We start from the raw sequence: 16,010 nt of genomic DNA, 5'->3' as shown, positions 1-16,010 counted from the left end.
TTTATAGGGTTTCTTACTAAAAGAAGAGGAGAACTTTCATTCTCCTCTAATGTTTATGGTTTATTTTTAATAGCCTGGATTTTGGACAAAAGCTCCGTTACTTTGGTTCATTGCATCCAAAGGAATTGGGAATAACTCATTCTTCCCTGCTTTGAATCCGTAAGGAGCAAGTACGGCAGCTGCCTCGCCAGTTCTTACAAGGTCTACGAAACGATCACCTTCCATAGCAAGCTCTACTCTACGCTCATGCCAGATTGCTTTTCTAAGTGCAGTCTGTGTTGTAGCTGTAGTTCCTGCCAATTGAGCTCTTGTTCTTACCTTGTTAAGATTAGCTGTGGCTGTAGCAGTATTACCCAGTTCGTTAGCTGCTTCTGCATTGATTAAAAGAATTTCTGCAAATCTTAAAATTCTGATATTTTGTTTTGATCCGTAAGCACAAGCGCTATTGTTTAAAGCTTTAGGAAGATATACTTTTTGGTTAAATGTGGTTACAGAATTTGGATCTCCCATTGCAATCAAATCACCTTCGGGCGTAGTTTCTCCATTTCTAAGAATGGTAAGTTCTTTTCTTATATCACCAGGTTCAAATGCGTTTTCCAATGCCTGAGAAGGTGTAAAGAATCCCCATCCGAATTGGTTTCTTACCCCCTGAACTTCTGCATACTGACTTCCCGCATTTGGATTAAGCTGAGGCGCACAATCACAGTTAACTTCAAATACAGATTCTTTTCCAAACTCTCCGGCGATTCTGAATACATGATTGAAATCAGGATCTAGATCATATCCCATTCCTATCAACTGATTTGAAGTATCATAAGCCTTTTGCCAGTCTTTCTTGTAAAGATAAACTTTCGACAATAGTCCTAATGCAGCTCCCTTAGTAACTCTTCCCAGATCTGTAGCTGGATAAGCTTGAGGGAGAATTTCTGCAGCACTGGTAAGATCAGATATAATAAAATTGTAAACCTCGGTTACAGAATTCCTTGGGATATTGTAATTGGTCTGTACTCCATCAAATATTGGCACACCACCATAAATTCTTACCAAATTAAAATAAAAATAGGCTCTCAACATTTTTGCTTCTGCAACAAGTCTGTTTTTAAGCGTGGAGTCCATATTTATCTTTGGAACGTTAGTAATAACCTGATTCGCTCTGTTTATTGCCTGCCACTGACCGATCCAATAACTTCTTACACCATCATCACTTACCGTAAATGTAAAATTATCATACACATTGATAAAAGACCCATCTCCCGGATTGGATCCTTTTACAACATCATCTGCCGGAACACCATAAATAAACTGGTAAGGAAATGCTGAATTTTCCCAGCTTCTTAAAAAGTTATAAATAGCATTAGTTGCCTGCATGGCATCATCCTGAGTCTGGAAAAATGATGTTGCTTCTACTTCCCCTTCCTCTTTGATATCCAAATAGTTATTGCAGCTGGTTAAAAGAGAAACCATTGCAATTGATAAAAATATTTTTTTCATTACTTTTCTAATTAAAATGTTAAATTCATACCAAATGTGTAGATTGCAGAGATAGGGTAAATGTTCTGATCCACTCCCATTTGTACTCTATCTGAATTCAAGATTTCAGGGGAGAAGCCATTATACTTAAAGCTTGTCCATGGATTCTGAGCACTTACATATAATCTTAATTTAGTAATAGACATAGATTTGGCAAATGTTTTTGGTAAATTATATCCAACCTGGATATTTCTGATTCTGATATAACTTCCATCCTCTACATAAAAACTGCTTGGTAAAATAATTGCCTGATCGTTTGTAACCATAGAGTATGAATTTGATGTACCCGCACCATGCCATCTGTTATTGTAGAAATCTAAATCCCAGTTTTCATTTCCATAACGCTGTTCGCGGTTATAGTTATAGATTTTATTACCAAATACTCCCTGGAAATCAATAGCGAAGTCAAAGTCATAAATATTCATATTCACTCCAAACCCATAAGATCCTTTTGGAATAGGACTTCCCAGGAATGTTTTATCCCTTGTATCAATAATACCATTTCCATCTAAATCAGCAAATTTAAATGCTCCGGGTTTTGCTCCATTCTGTGTAGCTGAGGCTGCTACTTCATCAGCATTTTGGAATACTCCTACAACCTGATATCCATAATAAGACCCTACGGCCTGCCCTTCCTGTAATCTGATAACAGAATTTCCGAATAAACTAGCTCCTGCTTCTAAATATGAACCGCCATACACTGAAGTAATTTTATTTTTCAACCCTGTATAGTTACCATAAATTCCAAAAGTAATATTTTCATTAATTTTTGTATTATAGTTTACAGCAACTTCAAATCCTTTGTTATTAAAAGAGTAAGCATTTGTTACATAATCTCTCCAGTTGCTTGCACCGGAAACAGTACCCTGGAAAATTCCATATACAACATCTTTTGAGTCCTTATTAAAATAATTAGCATCAATTTTTAACTTGTTATTAAATAATGCCATTTCTAAACCTACATCTCCCCCTGAAGTGGTTTCCCATCCAATAGAAGGGTCGATAATCTGGTCGATTGTTGCTGCAGGGTAACCAGTATTTCCGTAATATGCGCCTCCATCAATAATTGTTCTGTTCAGAGTAAACTTTCTTTTCACATTAGGATTCCCAAGTTTACCATAGCTCGCCCTAAGCTTTAAAAGATTAAACAAATTTTGTCCACTCATAAAATCTTCTTTTGATATTACCCATCCTGCACTTACTGCCGGGAAAATCTTAAATCTCTCGGTAGAAATCTGTGAAGATCCATCTCTACGAACAGAAGCGTTTAAAAGATATTTTCCTTTATAGTCGTAATTCAATCTGGCAAAAAGTGATTCTATACGGTATTGGTCCTGATTAAGATCCAGTTTAGGTCTGTCATCAGTATAAATCACCAGATCAGTGCCATTAAGTATATTTAAAGATTCATTTGTTCCGTCATAATACACTTTCTGAGCAGATGCATATGTTTCAGAATAAGAATTTCTCGTTCTGGAGAAACCTCCCAAAATCTCTAAATTATGATCTCCAAAATTTTTCTTCCAGGTTAACGTATTGTCCCAAACATAATTCCTATTTCTGGAATCTCTTGTCACTAGAACCGGATCTTTTTGATCTGATACCGGAACATAATTAAGTCTTGGGGTATATTCATACTTATTTTTATTAGTATTGTCCGTTGTATAGCTGATTCTTACAGTAAAATCTTTTAAGAATTTATATTCTGCAAAAATATTATTCAAAAGTCTTTCTTCTCTTATTTGAGAACGAAACATATCCAATTTCGCTCTTGGGTTTGGTATCGAATATCCGTTGAAAAACTGATAGTCATCAGTTGCAGGGTTCATTGTAGAAAATATAGGAGGCGCAGTATAAGCATCCAGTAAAGGATTCTGAGCTACATCACTACGGATTTTTGAAAATGTAAAATTATTACCAATGGTAAGATTATCAGTTATTTTATATGATAAATTTAACTTGGTATTCATTCTGTTAAACCCACTTCCTGAGTTTATTCCTCTTCCTGCAGCTAAATTTCCTTCATCCTGTAAGTTTCCAATACTTCCATAATAGTTTAATTTTCCGATGCTTCCTGAGGCCGAAAAATCATTTGCGTTAATGATACTGGTTCTAAAAATCTCGTCAAACCATTTCGTATCTGCAGGATAATTGGCTCTGCTTAAAAATTTTGTCGGATCAGTATTTCCTTCATTTCTTAGTTTTTCATTATATAGTTCAATATATTGATCCGCATTCGCCATTTCCGGAATATTAGTCACTTTTTTGATTCCCAAATAAGAATTAAGATTAAAAACAGGCTTCTTACCTCTTCCCGTTTTTGTTTTAATAATTACAGCTCCGTTAGACGCTCTTGCTCCAAAAATTGCTAAACTGGAAGGATCTTTCAAAACACTCATGGACTCAATATCTTGTGGATTAAGGAAAGATATATCATCTGTAATTGTTCCATCAACAATAAAAACAGTTTGTCCTGTTAAAGATCCAATACCTCGAATATCCACTCTCGGCGAGCCTCCAGGAGCTCCTGCATTGGTAATATTCACACCTGCAATTTTTCCCTGAACAGAACTCATAGGGTTTGAATTCGGTTTATCAGCAAGATCCTTTGCAGAAACAATTCCGATACTTCCCGTAACGTTTTCTTTTTTCTGAGATCCATATCCGATCAAAACTACTTCCTCGATCTTCTGCTCTTTGGCGGCAGTATCTTTGGGAGTAGTCTGAGCATTGACATTCATACCGAAGTACAGAACAGCAATGAGACATGAATACTTTAAATTACTTTGTTTCATATAGTTTCAATTTTATTCAAATAAATTCATTTTTTTATGTCTCTAAATAGTGGAGTTATTTAAAATCTCAAAAAAAGACATTAGCCAAAAATATAAAAAATATCGAACAATGTTAAATTATCTTAAACATTTAAAAATTACCGACTTTCTTTAGATGAAAACTGATAAAATTTAAAATTTTATCAATTTATACTTAAAATAATAATCGATTTTAAATCATTTCATTAATAATAAATTAACACTTTTATCCTAAAAATTCACCAAATACAACAGTCAATTTAATATTTTGTTAAATTGAGAATAGTAATTACCTTTGGTGCAGTTTTTGAGAAAGCAACTTACAAAACAGATAACAAAAAAGATCAATGAAAAAATATATCATTGCAGCCGCTCTTATCGTGGGAACCGGTGCATTTATTACCACCAGTGTGCAATCCTGCACCTCATTAGCCACTTCCGACATGGGGCTTTCCATTATAAAGAGAATCCTGCTCAATGGTATTGATAAAGGAATGGGTATCTATGGGAACAAAGAAGCATTTCTGCAGAATAATATGGTAGATAAAGCACTTCCTAAAGAACTGAGAGATATCAATTCTACACTTGAAAAAATAGCACCTTCACTGGTTGCCAAAGAAAGAGATTATATAGCACAGGCAGCAGCTTACACCGTAAATACTTCAAAACCTATTTTACAGGATGCTGTAAACAGCCTGAATGCCCAGGATGTAACGAGAATTATGCAGGGCACCACTGCTACACAGATTCTGAAGGAAAAAACATCCCAGCAGCTTATTGCAGCTATTGCTCCTAAGGTAGATGAAAAGCTGAATGAATATGGAATTGTAAAAACCATCAATACAGCTTTATCCGGAAGTAATTTTCTGGGCAGCCTCTTAGGTGGAAACAGCAATACTGTCAATTCAGGAGGATTGAGCAAGCTGGCTTCCGAACAGCTGGTCAATGGATTATTCAATATCATTGAAGATTATGAGCATCAGAACTCCAAGTCTCTCCTGGGACCGTTTGGAAAATAGGAAAAATTTCGTTATATTTATATTATATTAACAATTGCAGATGGATATATTACAAGGAAATCAACACGCAAGCCCTGAAGATTTTTATCAGTCTTTAAGGGAAAAACTGGAAGATCATCACGATTTTCCGGAGGATTATTTATTTAAATTTATTATTCCTACAGACCAGGCAAAACTTACTGAAATTTACAGGGTTTTTGATGGTATTAAATTTACACTGGGAAACCGCGAAAGCAAAAATGGAAAATACACAGCCTGCAACATTAATGCATTTGTTTTGGATGCCAATCAGGTAGTGAATATTTATAAAGAAGTAGCAAAAATAGAAGGCGTTATTCTATTGTAAAAACAAAAGCCGTTTCATGATGTCATGAAGCGGTTTTTATTGTACTGATATTCTCCAAATTTCCCTCCACTACATTGTAGCTTTTTATCCGAATTTATAATTACAAGTTATACTATGGAAATTGTATTCTTTACTCTGAATATCTTTTCTTATTTTATTCCTTTACAGTTAAAAAAAGTCCGCCCCATTCAGAGGCGGATCATCTATGTTAAAATGATATATTCTGTATAATTATTTCTTAACGAATTTAATACTTTCTGAGGTTTTAGCATTCTGTATCGTGATAACATACACTCCTTTTACAAGGTCTGCCACACGAATCTGATTATCACTAATTTTTCCTTTCTTAACAATTTGTCCTACAGCATTATGAATTTCAAATTGAGATTCTCCAGAAAGCCCAGTAATGTTAAGAATATCATTAACCGGATTAGGATATACGCCAAATTTATTGTTCTTATTAACCTCCCCGGTTCCTAACGATTCACGTGTGGTAAATGTTTTAGTCTCATAAACAAATTCATTTTCTAGATGAAATATGGTCTGTCCGGTACTTGTAGTAAGGTCTACATATCCATTTTCCAATCCATCACCAAAGTCATCAGACATTGTAAATGCATAACAATCCTGTGGTAAGGTCCATACTTGAGTGATAAGAGCCGGAGTAGGCTGTCCTAGCTGAGTATTACTATATTTGCCTTCTTTTACAATTTGTCCCGCACTGTTTTTAAGGTTCCATCTCGTTTCCTGGCCATACTTGTCTCTCTGCAACTTAAAGGTAACAGTAGTGGTTGAAAAATATTGAGGGGGAACTGGCTTTACATAATTACCGCTTGTAGAATTATTGGTGCTTCTCTGATCTGCTGCTCCATTTACAGATGTGAGGGAGAAGGAAACGGGAGAAGATGCTACAGAACCATTTACAGGGATATTAATCACCCCAGATTTATCTTGAGCCAAATTACCTGTCCAATTATAAGTTTGAGCAGTTCCTCCATTTATTGAATATGAAATAACAGCTGATGTCAAATTACTCGTACCTCTGTTGGTGATAAGCAGACGAAGCACTCCTTCTCCACAATTAACGACTCCTATTGAGCACCCACCGTCAAATTTTATCTCCGCATCATTAACAAACAAAGGAATAGGCAAATCTGTATTTGATGCTTTAAGTTCCATTCTTCTTGGAGAATTGTCCATCACTGCCCTTACTCTGGTTTTCTGATCAGTAGTATAAATATTCATACAAGTATCATTTGTATAATCCATATAATTCTGCACCATTTCAAAAACCGCAGGATTATCACAACTTGCGATAGAAGGATCACACACATAATTTTCCTCATGTGCTGTTGGAGTATCTGCACAATAGTCATTACCACACGCTCCATCTCCCCAGATATGTCTAAGCCCCAGGAAATGTCCTACTTCATGGGTCATTGTTCTTCCTCTGTCATAGCCAGCCTGCATTAAAAATGTACCGTCATTATAATCCATACTTCCAAAAGTAGAATATCCTGCAACTACCCCGTCTGTAGTGGCAAGGCCTCCATTCGCACCAAGTCCCTGAAGACCGGAGCCAGACGGAAACTGAGCAAATCCCAACAATCCATTATCTGCAAAGTCTACACTCCACATATTCATATATTTTGTAGGATCCCAGATCGTACCGGTTTTTACAACATCATTGATAAAATTCTGATATCCATATTGAGGAGCCCCATTTGCCCAATAGTCTTTGCAAAGATTTACCCTGTCAATTCCATTGGTTGGATTTCCGTTAGGGTCTACCTTTGCCAGCACAAACTGTATTTCAGTATCTGCACCTACAGGATTGGTATTATATCCCGGAGTGTTAATCTTTTTTCTGAAATCATTAGTCATTACTGTAATCTGAGACATCACCTGAGCATCTGTGATATTAGGAGCAATTCCCACATCCTGACCGCTGTGAATAACATGAACTACGACTGGAATTGTAATAACAGTTCCATTCTGGGATTTATTAGCCTTGGCTTTTTCAATTAAAGGGGCAAGCCATTTTTCAAACTGTTCTGTTGTAAGTCTCTCAGGAAATTTTCTTTTCAGGTTTGCTTCGTATTCAAGTGTTCCGCATTTTTCAATCCCATTAGGATCCAGCTTTTGCTCTGTAAGTCTTTTGGGAGACTTTGTTTCTTCTCTAATCTGTGCATTTGAAAATCCAATTCCCATAAAGAATAGGACTGCTAGAGAAGATTTCGAAATAATAGAGTTATTCATTATTATATTTTTGTATTTTAGCAAACATACAAAAAAAACCACCATAAACAGACTACAGTTCAATAAATTACCAAATAAAACAAACATAATTCAATGAAACCACAATTTATCATAATTAATATCATTACAATATTATCAATAATCAGTTGTATTAATCAAAACAAAAATAACGTTAATAGTAAAAATTCAACTAAAATCATAAAACAGCAAAAAATCGAAAAAATCGAATTAACAGAAAGAACCCGGGGAACCAATCGAAGTGTTGTGTATACACCCAACCTTATTACCGCTAGATTAAATGGAGATTCAACCCAAACGGCTATGTCTCTTTCTGAATGGGAGAACATTTCCAGACAGGCAGAGACTCTGGATCTATCTAAAATATCGAATCTTCAGTCTCCCACAACCGGCAGATATACCGACAGGGCATTAGCTGCTACTATTATTATCACATCCAATGGAATTACTTATACTTCCGCTACTTTTGATTCTGGCATTCCACCGAAAGAACTGGAAGCATTATACAATACTTTACAAAACCCAAAGGAAAAGCAAAAGAAACCTCTCAAATAAAGAATTAAAACAAAAAATCCGCTCTTTATTTTTAAAGAGCGGATTTTTTTATGATGCATTCTTTACTTTTCAATAAAGAACTTTACATTTTCAATAGGTCTTCCCAGCATTGCTACGGAACCTTTTACCAGAATGGGCCTTTGTATAAGAGATGGATTCTCAGAAAGAATTTTTATCCATTCTTCTTCCGAATAGTTTTTATCGGCATAATTCTCAATATACAGCTTATCTGTCTTACGAATAATATGAAAAACACTTTGGTTGAGTTTTTTCAACACTGTTCTTATTTCAAGAGGACTTAAAGGATCTTCAACAATATTAATGATCTCAAAAGGCACTCCGTTTTCGTCAAGATACTCCAATACGGCATTTGACTTTGAACAGTTTCCATTATGTAAAACTTTAACTACCATGATATATTTAATTATTAAAAAATTAAACCTGATCCTAAACAAATTTAAAAAGAATTACCCTGAGTATGTCTTAATGTTCTGATAAAAATATGTTAAAACAATCCGTGAAGTTCTGCTTCAATTTTCTCCAGAATAAATCCGAAATCTTCCGGTTTTTCAACGAAGTCAAGATCATCCACTTCTACGATCAGAAGTTTTCCTTCGGTGTAATTGGAAATCCATTTTTCATATTTCTGATTCAGCTTTGACAGATATTCAATGCTGATAGATGCTTCATATTCACGGCCTCTTTTGTAAATTTTTTTAACCAGGTTAGGAACATCTGATTTTAAATAGATTAAAAGATCTGGAGCTGATACAAAAGACTTCATCAGATCAAATACCGATGAGTAGTTATTGAAATCTCTGTCTGAAAGAAGATTCATATCATTCAGGTTTTCTGCAAAAATATGGGCATCTTCATAGATGGTGCGATCCTGAATAATATTTTTTCCGCTTTCTCTGATCTCTTTTACCTGACGGAATCTGCTGCCCAGGAAATACACCTGCAGTGCAAAACTCCACTTGCTCATGTCTGAATAAAAATCCTCCAGATAAGGGTTATGATCTACATCTTCAAATTGTGCATCCCATCCGTAATGCTTGGAAAGCATCGTTGTCAAAGTTGTTTTTCCGGCTCCGATGTTTCCTGTAACTGCAATATGCATAATATTCTTTTCCTTGTATTTACTGATTAGTTGATAAGTTTTTCAACAGCTTCAGTCTGAACCTGAGAAATATCTTCAATCAATTTCTGTAAGGTATTGTCTGAAGGTTTCTCTACTGTATTCTCATCAGGTTTCTCTTCTGGTTTTTCTGTAGGTGTCTGCAGAGATTCCGGCTGAGCTTCAAGCTGTTTTTGCTGTTGCGCTTTCTTTACTTTTTCAAAGCTGTAAAGATAGAGTTTGTTCCCTTTGATTGCAAAATAAGAGAGGATGTTTTTATCCACAATTTGCGCTTCCTGGTCTTCAAAAACAGTGGATATTCCTTTTTCAGGCACATATTGTGAAACGAAATTACCGGCAACAACCAGGATCATATCATTTTCTCTTCGAAACCGTTTTCCGTTTTCCAGCGGGGCCTCAAAAAGTATTTCAAACTTCAGGCTGTAAATCCTGATATGTTTTCTGGTTAAAATATAGACCTTATTTTCATAGACCAGCATATCCATCAGATCTTCAAAACTGATATCAAAAGGATATGAGTTGATGGTTGTATCATTTCTGAAATTATACTGTATCAAACGCTTTGTACTGTCATCCAAAAGCCACAGCTGCTGGAGATCTTCAGCATAAGCCATCCTGATAAAACCAAATTTCTGCTTAAAATCCAATCTTTGAATCTCATTCATATTCTGGTCTATAAATTTCATTTCCTGAGCATTTTCAGAAAACAACGGTACATTCAGAGGATTTTGTACGGTCTGTACTTTGTATGGAACAGTAAGCATCATCTTTCCGATCTGTTTCCCTAAAGAATCATATTTGGTAAAGCTGAAATCTTTGTTCTTATAGATATACAGATTCCCATAATCGTCAGCAAGCATATCTTTAGCTTCCTTAAGTTTCAAAGTATCTAAAGGAATAATATTCTGTGCCGAAGCCATACAGAAAAGGAAAAAAAATAGTATGTTTAAAAACTTCACTCTGTTTTTTTAATGGGGTCAATTTACTGAAAAATAACTTTATCCAAAAGATGATTAAGTCTTAGAGAATCTTCTTTACTGTTAATCAAAACTGAGACCATCCTGTTGCTGCAAAAAGACCGCTCTACAAAAGATATAATGAATTTATTGAAAAGTAACTTCATAAATTTTCTCCCAGTTTTTCCCGGTAACCAGCATATGATCACCTTTAAAAGCAATTCCGTTTAACACATGCTCGCTCTCTCCTTTATCATTTTCTTTGGTCAACTGTGTAAAATCAAGTTTACCTATGACTTCTCCGTTTGCGGGATTAATTTTTAGAATGACAGGTTGATGCCAAACATTCGCATAGATAAATCCGCTGTGGTATTCAAGTTCATTGAGCTGATTGTAAATTGTAGAATTACCGCCAACCGCAATCGTTTTTATTACTTTTGAAGGATTATTAACATCCAGAAAATAAAGATTCTTTGAACCATCTGTAGCGATCAGATTCTTTCCATCATAGGAAAGCCCCCACCCTTCTCCTATTGCATCAGGCAATGGAAATTCAGAAATCTTTTTCAAAGTGTTTTTATCATAAATAAAACCGATTTTATTCTGATACGTCAGCTGATAAACCTTATCTCCCACAATGGCACAACCTTCAGAAAAAATCTCAGCAGGCTGCTTTGCAACAATTTTGGGAACAGCTGATCCTAATGTATATTTTATAAGCTGGGAAGCTCCCTTCATTCCGTCACTTTCATACACCGTATTTCCCTCTACCACAAAGCCTTCAATAAAATTTTTAGGATCATGAGGGTAATCGGCAACTATTGTATAGGGAATATTCTGCTCAGGAGTTTTTGTAAATACATTGATGGTAGCATCCTGATTCAGGACTTCTCCGCTGTTAGTCTTAATTACAAAGACCACTTTATTATCTCCAAGTGTGAAAAATTCGGGATCAATCCTTAAGTCTGCGGTTTCTTTATCTCCAAAGCTAATTTTAATGCTTTCTGCATTTTCCGTCACCTGTTTCGGAAGGTCAAGTTTATCCCCGAAATGATATCCTTTTGCTTCCTTTGCATTGTTATAATCTGCCAGAGAATCAAGCATTTTTTCTTTATTACTGCAAGAAGCCAAGAATAGAACTGCCGCAAAACCAATAGTAATGTTTCGCTTCATAAAGGTATTAATCATTTGTCAAAAGTACTAAAATTTAATCCTCAAAACGAAAATAACGCTCCCGGAGGAACGCTATTTTTGTTTTTTATCAATAGAATCAGATTATTTGATCTGAACTTCGTAAATCTTTGACCAGTTCTTTCCTGTTACCAGCATATTGTCCCCTTTGAAAGCAATTCCGTTCAGGACATCATCACTTCCTTTGGTATTCTGTTTTGCGATTTCTGTAAAATCAAAAGTTCCCACTACTTCTCCGTTAGCAGGATTGATTTTTAAAATGACCGGCTTCTGCCATACGTTCGCATAGATAAATCCGTTGTGGTATTCCAGCTCGTTCAGCTGATCATATGCCTGAGAACTTCCTGCAACGGCAATATATTTAATCAGTTTTGAAGGATCGTTTACATCAAGGAAATATAAAAGCTTACTTCCGTCAGAAGCAATCAGATTTTTCCCGTCATACGTTAATCCCCAACCTTCACCTAATACATTTGGATAAGCAAATTCTGAAAGCAGCTTTAACGAACTTTTATCATAGACATATCCTTTTTTGCTCTGCCATGTAAGCTGATACACTTTATCTCCAACGATGGTACTTCCTTCAGAAAAATCTTCCTGAGCCTGTTTTGTAGAAGCCAACGGAGTGGTCGTTCCCAGCGTATATTTTAAAATCTGTGAAGATCCGTTCTGCCCGTCACTTTCATAAATCGTATTTCCTTCAATCTGGAAACCCTGTACAAAGTTTTTAGGATCGTGAGGATATTCGGCTACAATCTGATAAGGAATATTTTTTTCCGGATTTTTTGCAAACACGTTGATCGTTGCATCCTGATTAAGGACTTCTCCTCCTTTTGTTTTAATATTGAATGTAACAGCATTGTCTCCTAGTGTGAAAAATTTGGGATCAATTGTTAAATCTGTTGTTTCTTTATCTCCAAAGCTGATCGTTACGCTTTCTGCATTTTCCGTTACTTCTTTCGGAAGCTCAAGCTTATCTCCGAAATGGTAACCCTTCGCCTCCATTGAAGTATTATAAGTGTTTAATGTATTAAGAATCTCTTTATCCTTATTACAAGACGCCAATAATAAAATCGCTGCGAAACCCGCTATAATATTTTTTTTCATTGAATTTCTAAATATTTCTCCAAAAATAGCAAATTTTATTCCGTATTGCCAATATTATCTGCGGGTTCACCAAATTGTAATATGTAACCATTGTTATCATAGATAGCAAATTCTCTCATTCACTTTATCTACAGTGGAATAAAAAGAGCCTTAAAACCAGTCTGCCGTAAACTGTAAACTGTTTCATGATTTCTGTACGTTAAAAGTATTTCTGTGGATTTTCATATTCAGGGAAACCCATATTTCCTTATCGATCATGGCTTCGTTTTTAACATCGGGATCAAAAGCAAACCCTACTTTTCTGTAACATTCAATAGCTCCGGTATTCCAGTCGTAGACATTCAGTTCGGCAGTTTCTTTATCAAAATGACTGAAGCCATATTTCAAAAGCTCCTGCATAACCTTCTTTCCATAGCCTTTTCCCCTGTTATTTTCATCCCAGATCAGAATTCTTCCCAGCAGGAAAGTTTTTTCTTTTAAGAAAATCTGAGCATGACCTATTGTACTTCCGGTCTGATCTTTAATTTTAAACAGCGTTCTTTTTTCATCAGACAAATCTGTTTCCAGCTGTTCTTCTGTGAGAGGAAAACGATATGCGGGTCCGGCAAACTGAAGAAGCATTCTTTCGTCTTTTATTTTTGAAATCAGTTGTGGAGCATCATGTATGGTAAAGGGCTGTAATGTAATCATTGTCTATTTTTCTAAATATTCTTTTAAGCTCTGTCCCAAAATGGTGTTCCAGCCTTCTGTAAAGTTCTCTCGTGAAAAACCTTCGCCCAAATTTTTAAAGTTTTCCATATCTTCATGGGTTAGCTTTACTACCGTATGTTCATTTTCTGGCTGCAATTCCCAGGTTACAACGGTCTTCAGGGCTGAAAAATCAGGATAAGACCATGTGTGCTTTAATTTCTGATTGGGGATTATTTCTAAAACCTCCCCGTGATGATGATATTTATCGGCTCCTCCTGGTTCATAGAAATTGAATTCCTTAACTGTTTCCAATACAAAATCCTGGATATCAAAATACCAGGATTTCATTTCATTTTTATCGGTTAATGCTTTCCAGACTTTTTCAACCGGAGCATTTATGGTACACTGAACAGTGATGGGTGTGTTCATATTATGGATTTAATATGTTTAAATGTACATATTTTATCCCTACTATTTAACCTCAAAAGCCGCAAAAGTTTTTATCTTCTAAATTATTTCAAAACATTCCTGTCCGATTAAGTTAAAATATAAATATAATTAACAGGTCGTAAATATGATGTTGTCAATGTATTTCTACTTTTTATCGGACAGTAATAATTTAAAACTTTAAATTTCCATTAATGAGAAGTTCACTTAAGTTCTGAAAATCTAAGGATTTTCATTTTGTGATCTTCCACAATTTAAGCTTATTCCAGTATACTCTTCTGTGACTTTTATGGTTTTTATTTTTAATTACCCATGTGAAAAACCTGTGATTTTGGCTTCATCAAAATCCAGCTGCATTTCAATGGTTCTCATGACGTGATCATCAAAGATTTTCTCTCTTTTCATTCTGTGCAGTTCGTTTCTCTGTGCCTGAATGATTTGGCGTAAGACATCTTTATTTTCATTGATCGCTGTTACATAATCTCCTGTGGAAGCCATGCATTGGACTTTGTCTGCCATCAGCATCATTTCATTTTCCAATTTGTGCTTTTGATGACGCACCAGGCTATTGGTTACGGCTAATTCAGAAAAGTCATTATCCAGTTTATGCAATGCTGTTTCTTTCAGTTTGCGCATAAGAATTACCTCCTGCTTTTCTTCCGGCAGTTCACTTCCGGCATCCTGAATATTCAATAATTTCAAGATCGGACTCAACAATAGACCTTGTCCTACCAGAGTGATCAATATGATCACAAAAGTTACAAACAAAATAATATTTCTGTGTGGGAATACTTCTCCGTTGGGTAAAAAAGCAGGGATTGATAGGGCTGCTGCCAGTGAAACCACTCCTCTCATGGCTGCAAAACTGATGATAAACGGCTCCCGCCAGTCTGGTTTTGGAACTTTTAATCTTAATTCTTTAGAGCAGACTCTTGGGAAGTACATCAATGCATAGCTGTATAGAATTCTTGTTCCAATGATAGCTCCGCCAATCACTACACTGTAGAAAATACCTTCTGAAATGGTGTATTCTTTCATTCCTTCCACTACAATCGGAAGTTCAAGACCAATCAGAATGAAAATGATGGTATTCATCAGGAATATCAGCACACTCCACACATTCCCCGACTGAATTCTTGAGGTATGGCTTAAATAACAATGTGAATTATATGACATCAGCAAACCTCCGCCCACCACTGCCAGTACTCCTGAAAAATGAAAATGCTCCGCTCCCACATACATAATGTAAGGGACGATAAGGGTAATAATGGTATCGATATTGGAATTGGTAGGAATAACCTTAAGCAATGCACCAAACAGAAAGCCCACAGCAACTCCTACTGCAATACCACCGACGGCCATCATAAAGAAATCCTGAATGGCATCTCTCCAGATAAACTGTCCTGAAATAACGGCTGCCAGGGCAAATTTAAACACAATTAAACTGGACGCATCATTGATTAAGCTCTCTCCTTCCAGGATACTGGTAATTTTCTTAGGAATTTTCATATGCTTCAGTACAGAAGTGGCAGCTACCGCATCCGGTGGAGAATTGACGCCTCCCAATAAAAATCCCATTGCCAAAGTAAGTCCGGGAATAATGGAAGATGAAAGATAAGCCACAACAATGGATGTTAAAAATACCAATCCGAAAGCCATAGAAAGAATCTGTTTTCTCCATTTATGAAAATCCTGCCATGAAGTAAACCAGGCTGCCTCAAACAAAATAGGCGGAAGGAAAATAAGAAAAACAAGATCAGGCTCTATTTCAATACGCGGCATTCCTGGTACAAAACTTATTAATAATCCTGCAATAACAAGAAAAATAGGGTAAGCTACTTTTAATTTCTGGCCAATCATTACCAATATCATCACAGACAGCAGTACTGCAATGGATATAATAACATAGCTGTGAATCATTTTGAGTTAGTTGTTTTTAAG

General features: G+C 35.8%; 14 protein-coding genes. 3 read left to right on the top strand and 11 right to left on the bottom strand.

What is annotated here, in order from left to right:
* Positions 1–66: 66 nt before the first annotated feature.
* A complete protein-coding gene (locus tag BW946_RS16770) occupies positions 67–1,491 on the bottom strand; it encodes a RagB/SusD family nutrient uptake outer membrane protein (protein WP_076597257.1) in 1,425 nt (474 codons plus the stop codon).
* Positions 1,492–1,502: 11 nt separating this feature from the next.
* Positions 1,503–4,325: a SusC/RagA family TonB-linked outer membrane protein gene (locus tag BW946_RS16765; RefSeq protein WP_076597256.1), complete on the bottom strand. Its 2,823-nt coding sequence runs from the start codon at positions 4,323–4,325 to the stop codon at positions 1,503–1,505.
* Positions 4,326–4,690: 365 nt separating this feature from the next.
* On the opposite strand from BW946_RS16765, the gene BW946_RS16760 reads away from it, so the two are divergent.
* On the top strand, positions 4,691–5,362 hold the full coding sequence (locus tag BW946_RS16760; RefSeq protein ID WP_076597255.1) for a DUF4197 family protein: 672 nt from the start codon (positions 4,691–4,693) through the stop codon (positions 5,360–5,362).
* Positions 5,363–5,402: 40 nt separating this feature from the next.
* Positions 5,403–5,708: a DUF493 family protein gene (locus BW946_RS16755; protein WP_047433612.1), complete on the top strand. Its 306-nt coding sequence runs from the start codon at positions 5,403–5,405 to the stop codon at positions 5,706–5,708.
* A gap of 231 nt (positions 5,709–5,939) precedes the next feature.
* Here the strand turns inward: BW946_RS16755 and BW946_RS16750 are convergent, their stop codons facing one another.
* Positions 5,940–7,967: a M43 family zinc metalloprotease gene (locus tag BW946_RS16750; RefSeq protein WP_076597254.1), complete on the bottom strand. Its 2,028-nt coding sequence runs from the start codon at positions 7,965–7,967 to the stop codon at positions 5,940–5,942.
* 93 nt (positions 7,968–8,060) lie between these two features.
* Here BW946_RS16750 and BW946_RS16745 point away from each other — a divergent pair, with 93 nt between their 5' ends.
* Positions 8,061–8,540 carry a hypothetical protein gene (locus BW946_RS16745; protein ID WP_076597253.1) on the top strand — a complete coding sequence of 160 codons (480 nt, stop codon included), beginning with the start codon at positions 8,061–8,063 and terminating at the stop codon, positions 8,538–8,540.
* Between the two features lie 62 nt (positions 8,541–8,602).
* On the opposite strand, the gene BW946_RS16740 is transcribed toward BW946_RS16745, so the two are convergent.
* The 8 genes from BW946_RS16740 to BW946_RS16700 all read right to left on the bottom strand — a co-directional run bounded on the left by BW946_RS16740 (position 8,603) and on the right by BW946_RS16700 (position 15,989).
* Positions 8,603–8,953, bottom strand: a complete 351-nt coding sequence (locus BW946_RS16740) for an arsenate reductase family protein (RefSeq protein ID WP_076597252.1) — start codon at positions 8,951–8,953, stop codon at positions 8,603–8,605.
* A gap of 92 nt (positions 8,954–9,045) precedes the next feature.
* Positions 9,046–9,660: a deoxynucleoside kinase gene (locus BW946_RS16735; RefSeq protein ID WP_002977952.1), complete on the bottom strand. Its 615-nt coding sequence runs from the start codon at positions 9,658–9,660 to the stop codon at positions 9,046–9,048.
* A 26-nt stretch (positions 9,661–9,686) separates the two neighbouring features.
* Positions 9,687–10,637 (bottom strand): hypothetical protein, encoded by a 951-nt coding sequence (locus BW946_RS16730; protein WP_076597251.1) that lies wholly within the window; start codon positions 10,635–10,637, stop codon positions 9,687–9,689.
* A 144-nt stretch (positions 10,638–10,781) separates the two neighbouring features.
* Positions 10,782–11,807 carry a glutaminyl-peptide cyclotransferase gene (locus tag BW946_RS16725; protein ID WP_076597250.1) on the bottom strand — a complete coding sequence of 342 codons (1,026 nt, stop codon included), beginning with the start codon at positions 11,805–11,807 and terminating at the stop codon, positions 10,782–10,784.
* 102 nt (positions 11,808–11,909) lie between these two features.
* A complete protein-coding gene (locus BW946_RS16720) occupies positions 11,910–12,932 on the bottom strand; it encodes a glutaminyl-peptide cyclotransferase (RefSeq protein WP_076597249.1) in 1,023 nt (340 codons plus the stop codon).
* A gap of 183 nt (positions 12,933–13,115) precedes the next feature.
* Complete coding sequence (locus BW946_RS16710; protein ID WP_076597248.1) at positions 13,116–13,622, bottom strand: GNAT family N-acetyltransferase; 507 nt, start codon at positions 13,620–13,622, stop codon at positions 13,116–13,118.
* A gap of 3 nt (positions 13,623–13,625) precedes the next feature.
* The gene (locus BW946_RS16705; protein ID WP_076597247.1) at positions 13,626–14,051 is read right to left on the bottom strand and encodes an SRPBCC family protein; all 426 of its coding nucleotides are present in this window, start codon (positions 14,049–14,051) and stop codon (positions 13,626–13,628) included.
* A gap of 324 nt (positions 14,052–14,375) precedes the next feature.
* The gene (locus tag BW946_RS16700) at positions 14,376–15,989 is read right to left on the bottom strand and encodes a Na+/H+ antiporter (RefSeq protein WP_076597246.1); all 1,614 of its coding nucleotides are present in this window, start codon (positions 15,987–15,989) and stop codon (positions 14,376–14,378) included.
* Positions 15,990–16,010 lie beyond the last annotated feature (21 nt).

It is taken from the genome of Chryseobacterium sp. RU33C (genome assembly GCF_900156015.1).
GTDB classification, from domain to species: domain Bacteria; phylum Bacteroidota; class Bacteroidia; order Flavobacteriales; family Weeksellaceae; genus Chryseobacterium; species Chryseobacterium candidae.
Note: the sequence above shows the minus strand (reverse complement) of the source record. Positions and strands in the feature narration are given on the sequence as shown.

Bases quoted from the DNA above. Each gene is read 5' to 3' on its own strand.
- BW946_RS16755 (WP_047433612.1), top strand. From the start codon at position 5,403: ATGGATATATTACAAGGAAATCAACACGCAAGCCCTGAAGATTTTTAT.
- BW946_RS16765 (WP_076597256.1), bottom strand. From the start codon at position 4,325: ATGAAACAAAGTAATTTAAAGTATTCATGTCTCATTGCTGTTCTGTAC.
- BW946_RS16735 (WP_002977952.1), bottom strand. From the start codon at position 9,660: ATGCATATTGCAGTTACAGGAAACATCGGAGCCGGAAAAACAACTTTG.
- BW946_RS16740 (WP_076597252.1), bottom strand. From the start codon at position 8,953: ATGGTAGTTAAAGTTTTACATAATGGAAACTGTTCAAAGTCAAATGCC.
- BW946_RS16745 (WP_076597253.1), top strand. From the start codon at position 8,061: ATGAAACCACAATTTATCATAATTAATATCATTACAATATTATCAATA.
- BW946_RS16705 (WP_076597247.1), bottom strand. From the start codon at position 14,051: ATGAACACACCCATCACTGTTCAGTGTACCATAAATGCTCCGGTTGAA.
- BW946_RS16710 (WP_076597248.1), bottom strand. From the start codon at position 13,622: ATGATTACATTACAGCCCTTTACCATACATGATGCTCCACAACTGATT.
- BW946_RS16720 (WP_076597249.1), bottom strand. From the start codon at position 12,932: ATGAAAAAAAATATTATAGCGGGTTTCGCAGCGATTTTATTATTGGCG.
- BW946_RS16760 (WP_076597255.1), top strand. From the start codon at position 4,691: ATGAAAAAATATATCATTGCAGCCGCTCTTATCGTGGGAACCGGTGCA.
- BW946_RS16770 (WP_076597257.1), bottom strand. From the start codon at position 1,491: ATGAAAAAAATATTTTTATCAATTGCAATGGTTTCTCTTTTAACCAGC.
- BW946_RS16700 (WP_076597246.1), bottom strand. From the start codon at position 15,989: ATGATTCACAGCTATGTTATTATATCCATTGCAGTACTGCTGTCTGTG.
- BW946_RS16725 (WP_076597250.1), bottom strand. From the start codon at position 11,807: ATGAAGCGAAACATTACTATTGGTTTTGCGGCAGTTCTATTCTTGGCT.
- BW946_RS16750 (WP_076597254.1), bottom strand. From the start codon at position 7,967: ATGAATAACTCTATTATTTCGAAATCTTCTCTAGCAGTCCTATTCTTT.